This is a genomic window from Streptomyces nanshensis, assembly GCF_001751255.1.
Lineage (GTDB): Bacteria > Actinomycetota > Actinomycetes > Streptomycetales > Streptomycetaceae > Streptomyces > Streptomyces nanshensis_A.
Genome location: NZ_LJGW01000381.1, coordinates 1 through 5305, shown reverse-complemented (window position 1 = coordinate 5305; position 5305 = coordinate 1). Strand labels below are relative to the sequence as shown.

General features: G+C 74.0%; 6 protein-coding genes. 5 read left to right on the top strand and 1 reads right to left on the bottom strand.

Annotation, left to right across the window (positions count from 1 at the left end; all coding sequences use genetic code 11):
- The first annotated feature begins 345 nt into the window (after positions 1-345).
- From AN218_RS23495 to AN218_RS23475, 5 genes are read left to right on the top strand one after another with little or no spacing between them, the layout of a single operon-like run.
- Positions 346-849, top strand: a complete 504-nt coding sequence (locus AN218_RS23495) for an RNA polymerase sigma factor (protein ID WP_070018892.1) — start codon at positions 346-348, stop codon at positions 847-849.
- Complete coding sequence (locus AN218_RS23490) at positions 846-1670, top strand: zf-HC2 domain-containing protein (protein ID WP_070018891.1); 825 nt, start codon at positions 846-848, stop codon at positions 1668-1670. The genes AN218_RS23495 and AN218_RS23490 overlap by 4 nt, the downstream gene beginning before the upstream one ends.
- 18 nt (positions 1671-1688) lie before the next feature.
- Positions 1689-2501 carry an ABC transporter ATP-binding protein gene (locus tag AN218_RS23485; RefSeq protein WP_216311797.1) on the top strand — a complete coding sequence of 271 codons (813 nt, stop codon included), beginning with the start codon at positions 1689-1691 and terminating at the stop codon, positions 2499-2501.
- Entirely contained in the window at positions 2498-3880 is a 1383-nt protein-coding gene (locus tag AN218_RS23480; RefSeq protein WP_070018890.1) for a hypothetical protein, read from the top strand. Before AN218_RS23485 ends, AN218_RS23480 begins: the two co-directional genes overlap by 4 nt.
- Positions 3877-4452 (top strand): hypothetical protein, encoded by a 576-nt coding sequence (locus AN218_RS23475; protein ID WP_070018889.1) that lies wholly within the window; start codon positions 3877-3879, stop codon positions 4450-4452. The genes AN218_RS23480 and AN218_RS23475 overlap by 4 nt, the downstream gene beginning before the upstream one ends.
- A 170-nt stretch (positions 4453-4622) precedes the next feature.
- Here the strand turns inward: AN218_RS23475 and AN218_RS23470 are convergent, their stop codons facing one another.
- On the bottom strand, positions 4623-5087 hold the full coding sequence (locus AN218_RS23470; protein WP_070018888.1) for a hypothetical protein: 465 nt from the start codon (positions 5085-5087) through the stop codon (positions 4623-4625).
- Between the last annotated feature and the right edge of the window lie 218 nt (positions 5088-5305).

Genomic DNA, 5305 nt, shown 5'->3' with positions numbered 1-5305 from the left:
CTGCCGCACTCTCGGACCTCTTGAGTACGGGCAAGACCCTAACCTCCGCACCGCGCCATGTCTACTCTCGCCGCTACAGATTTTCTCCATGACACACCAGCGTTATATTCGCCTCGCGCACCCGGGAAATCTGCGCCGCAGGACGGCACCGATCGCTCCGGGACCGGCCGCCGCGCACGGCCCGTACGCCCCCGTACAGCCGGAGCGCGACTCCCCGACTCCCGCGTGACGCACGCCACATCACGGGGAAAACCCACGGCGCGGGTCCGGCGTCTAGCAGGTGTGAGATCAGTCAGGGCAGCGGCGGCGCCGCGCGAGGCGGACGAGGAGCGACTCGTCCGCCTGGTGGCCAGAGGCGACCGTGCCGCGTTCGAGGAGCTGTACCGGCGTACGTCGCCGTGGATGGCGGTGCGGCTGCGCCGCCGGTGCGCGGACGAGCAGATCGTCGCCGAGGTCATGCAGGAGACATACCTGGCGGTGTGGCGTGCGGCCGGGGCGTTCGCGGGGAGCGCGGTGGGCGGCTCGGCCGTCGGCTGGCTGTGGACGATCGCCGCGCGCCGGCTCCTCGACGCCTTCCGGCGCCGGGCCCACCACGCCGAGCCGCCGCCCGCGGCCGCCGGGCAGCCCGTCGTACCCGCCGCCGAGGAGGAGGCGCTCGCGACGACGGTCGGCGGCGACGTCGGGGACGCGCTGGGGCGTCTCGCGCCCGAACTCAGACAGGTATTGCAGGCCATGGTGCTCGACGGGCTCTCCGTACGGGAGACCGCCGTCCTGCTCGGGCTGCCCGAGGGCACGGTCAAGACCCGCGCCCGCCGGGCCCGGATCGCGATGCGGGAGGCGCTGGCATGAGCGTGGAACACGCGTCGACGCGGATCGTCGACGCCTACGCGCGGGGCGGGGAGGAGCTCGCCGCCGACGAAGTGTGGGCCCTGGAGGCCCACTTGGAGACGTGCGGAGCGTGCCGGGAGCGGCTGTCGGCCGCCGTGACGTCCGAGGCGCCCGCTCTCGCGTCGCTCGTCGGCACGGTGTGGTCCGAGCTGGAGCCCCACCTCGCCGCGACCGTCCCGGTGCCGCCGCGGCGGCGCTGGTCGGCGGCGCTGACGGCGTGGCTGACACCGGTGATGGTGCCGTGGCTGGCGACGGCCGTGAGCGTGACGCTGATCGCGCTGCTGCTGGAGGTGACCGGGGTCCGTCCGGGTCTGGGAAACGGGCCGCTGGTGCTGCTGTTCGCCCCGCTGCTGCCCGTCTGCGGAGTCGCGGCGTCCTGGTCGCGCGGCCTGGACCCGGCGTACGAGCTGACGGCCTCCGCGCCGCGAGCCGGGCTGCCGCTGGTGCTGCGGCGCACCGCGGCCGTGCTCGGCGTCGTCATCCCCCCGCTGCTGGTGGGGAGTTGGGCGACCGGGGTGAGCGCCGGGCAGTGGCTGCTGCCCGCTCTCGCCTTCACCTCGGCCGCCCTGGCCCTGGGCACCGTCGTCGGCGTGACGCGCGCCTGCGCCGCCCTGGCGGTCGTGTGGGCCGCCGTGGTCCTGGCGCCGACGCTGGCCACCGGCCGTACGACCTTCGCCCTCCAGCCGGACGGCATGCCCGTGTGGGGACTTCTCCTCGCGCTCGGCGCCGGCGTCGTGGCCGTACGCAAGGACGCCTACTCCCTGCTGGGAACCCACCGTTGACACAGGAGAGGAACACACATGATGCGCGCGGTCGGCGCGGCTGACATCGCACCGCGGACCTACGCCTGGGAGATCCGGGCCGGCGGTCTGAAGGTCAGGGTCGGCGCGAAACGGATGGCCGTCGACGGGCTCGACCTGTCGCTGGGCACCGGCGTACACGGTCTCCTCGGACCCAACGGGGCGGGCAAGACCACCCTTATCCGGGCGCTGGCGACGGTGCTGCGCCCCGCGGCGGGCAGCCTGGAACTGCTCGGGGAGCCCGCCGGCGGCACGGGCGAGGCGCACCGTGCGCTGCGCCGCCGGATCGGTTATCTGCCGCAGGAGTTCGGCTACTACAAGCGCTTCACGGTGCGCGAGTTCGTCGAGTACATGGCGTGGCTGAAGGAGGTGCCGAAGGCGGACGTCCCCGCGGCCGTACAGCGCGCCGTGGAGCGCGTCGGTCTCGCGGACCGCGCCGAGGACCGGATGAAGACCCTCTCGGGCGGCATGGTGCGGCGCGTGGGCATCGCCCAGGCCATCGTCAACGACCCGGCGATCCTGCTGCTGGACGAGCCGACGGCCGGACTGGACCCGGCGCAGCGGCTGCGCTTCCGCGAACTGCTCCAGGAACTGGGCGCGGACACCTGCGTGGTCGTCTCGACCCACCTGGTCGAGGACGTCGCCGCCGCCTGCACCGACGTGGTGCTCTTCGCCGAGGGCCGGCTGCGCTTCCAGGGCACCCCGGACGACCTGGCCGCGGCGGGCGGCCCCGAGCACGTGGGCGACAGCCCGCTGGAGCGCGGCTACTCGGCGCTGCTCCTCGACTCCGCGCAGGAAAGGGGCACTTGGTGAACGTACGGGTTCTGCGTACCGAGTCGAGAAGGTCCGTCGCCCCCTGGGCCGGGGCCGTGATCCTGGTGGGCGCGCTGGCGTTGCTGTACGGGCTGAGCGGTCCGTGGTGGAACGGCACCGCGCGCTGGACGGCGCAGTGGACGTCCATGGCCCTGTGGACCCGCGGCCTGCTGAACTACCTGTGGCCGCTCGCCGTCGGGCTCGGAGCGCTGCAGGGGCTGCGCGACCACCGCTCGGCCATGTCCGAACTGCTGACGAGCACACCGCGTCCCGCCTGGCACCGGGCGGCCGTGCTGGCGGGTTCGTCGGCGCTCACGCTGGCGACGGGCTTCGCGCTCGTCGTCCTCGTGGGCGGGGTCCAGGTGCTCTCGAACACCGCGTACACGCACCTGGGTTGGCTGCCGATCTCGCTGGTGGCGGGGTTCTCCCTCGTCGCGGGCGCCGTGCTGGGCATGGGCGTCGCGCGGGCCCTGCCGTCCGTGCTCACTCCGCCCGCGCTGACCGTGGGCGCTCTTCTCCTCACGGCGCTGCTGCGGCAGTACACGGACTCGGCCCTGCCGTCGGGCTCGCTGCCGAACCGGGTCACGCTGCTGTCGCCGGCGGTGGACGGCGCGCGTCAGGTGCTGCTGACCCCGTCCGCCTCCGTCCATCTCGGGCAGACTCTGTGGCTGCTCGGCATAGCCGGGACGGGCTTCGCGCTGCTGGTCGCCGCGACCCCGCGCGTCCGGCTGCTCGCCCTGACGCCGCTTCTGGCGGGCGCGGCGCTCGCCCTGCTCGTCCTCCCCTCCTCCCCGCGGCAGACGTACGTCGTCGACGAGGAGGCCGCGGCGCCGGTGTGCGACGGCCCTGTCTGCGTGACGAGGACGCACCAGGCGCGGCTGGCCGCACTCGCGGACCCCGGCCGCAAGGCGCTGCGGCTGCTGCACGGAGCCCTGCCGCGCGGCCAGGCGCCGGACTCGGTACGGGAGAGCACCGCGCTGCGCGGGATCGGCGACCCCGCGCCACGGTCCCGCAGGCATGTGCTCGTCGACTTCGAGGACAAGCTGTTCGACTCCGCGAAGGGCGAGGAGCTGACCCGTTCCGTGGTCGCTCTGGGCATCGCGCCGACGTGCCTCGCCCGCAGCTCGAACGAGAGCGGCACGCTCGAAGAGGCCACCGCGCAGAGCATCGCGGCGAGTTGGGTCCTCGGGGACCTCAAGCCGCTCGACGACTTCTACCACGATCCGGCCGAGCAGATGGCCGAGGCCCGCCCCGTGTGGAAGAAGCTCAAGGCGCTGCCGCCCGACCGACAGCGTGCGCGCATCGCGGCGTTGCACTCCGCTGCGCTCTCCTGCGACATCGACGTGCTCGACGTACTGGCCGGCGGTGACTCCCGGTGAGATGGGCTCTCCTGTACGCCCGCTCGCGGCAGGTGCCCGCGTCGCTCGCCGCGGTGGTGATCAGCGCGGCGGCGGTGTGGGCACTCGCCCGGGACGGCCACGCGGGCCCGTCCGATCCGCGGCTGCCCGCGCTGGCCCTGGCCGCCGGGACGACGGCGGCCTCGGTCGGACTCGGCGGTCAGGACGTCGCGTTGGACCGTACGGCCGCGATCCGCTGGGTGCCGCGCAGAGCGGTGCACGTGCTGCTGATCGGCGCGGTCGTCGCCGCCGTGCTGCCGGCCGTGCAGACCCTGGGCGAGGACCTGGCCGCCCTCGCGTTCGTCGTACGGGACGGCGCGGGGCTGACGGGACTCGCCGCCCTCGGCGCGGTGCTGCTCGGTGCACAGCACGCGTGGACGCTGCCGACCGCCTGGCTGGCGTTCACGTTCGTCGCGCCGCCCTCGACGTACGTCCCGACCCAGGTGGCGACCTGGATGCTCCTCCCACCCGGCACCCCGGCGGCCACCTGGACCGCCCTGACCCTGGCCGTCGCCGGCACGGCGGTGTACGCGGTGGCGGGGCCGAAGCGGTAGGGGGCGGGCGGGAGTTGGGGGCTGCGGGGGCGTGCGAACGTGGGCGAATCCCCGCAGTGCCTCCCCGACCGGCCGCCGCCCAGCCGGACTTACGGAGGCGCGCCGTCAAGCCGGGGGCGGGATCGCCACGTCAGGGAGAAACGCCGGACGACACGGGAGGTGCCGGACGGCTACACGTCCCCCGGGTCTGCGAGGGCCTCGCGGGCGGCGGTGACGAATGCCGACCTGGCGGTCTGAAGGTCGTCCAGGGAACGGCTGCCCTTCAGAGCGTCGACGAGTTCACGAGCCGCCTGCCCCACGGCGTCCGGTCCCTCCAACACAACGGTCCCGAGGGCACGTTGCAGGGCTGGACGGTCCGGCCCCGCGCGGTCGCCGGTCCTGCGGCTCAGGATGACGGCCTCCGCGGCCTCGAGGAACTGAACGTAGGTCTGCCGGCGCTGGTCCAGGACGCGAACCGTCCGCTGCTCCTGGAGCGTCATGCGTACCGTCTCCAGCAGGGCGTCCGCCTGACGGTCGCCGGCATGCCGCGCGGCGGTCGCCTGCCTGTGGCCGGCGCTGCGGGCGAACCACCCGGTGATCACACCCCCTGCGAGTGTCGAGCAAGCCGTGACCAGTGCTACTCCCCACTCACTCATGGTCGGCATTGTCCCTGCCCGCCCCCGCGCTTCGCAGCCGTCCCGGAGATCCGCTGATACGGCCGACCCAGGTCACGCCTGCCTCCCGGGTACGATCTGGACATGTCGGCGACGGACCGGGGTGGAACCCCGCTGAACTGCGAAAACGCACCCCCCGGGGGTGATATCCGGGGTAGAATCGGCGCGACGGGCGACGGGCGACGGGCGACGGGCGACGG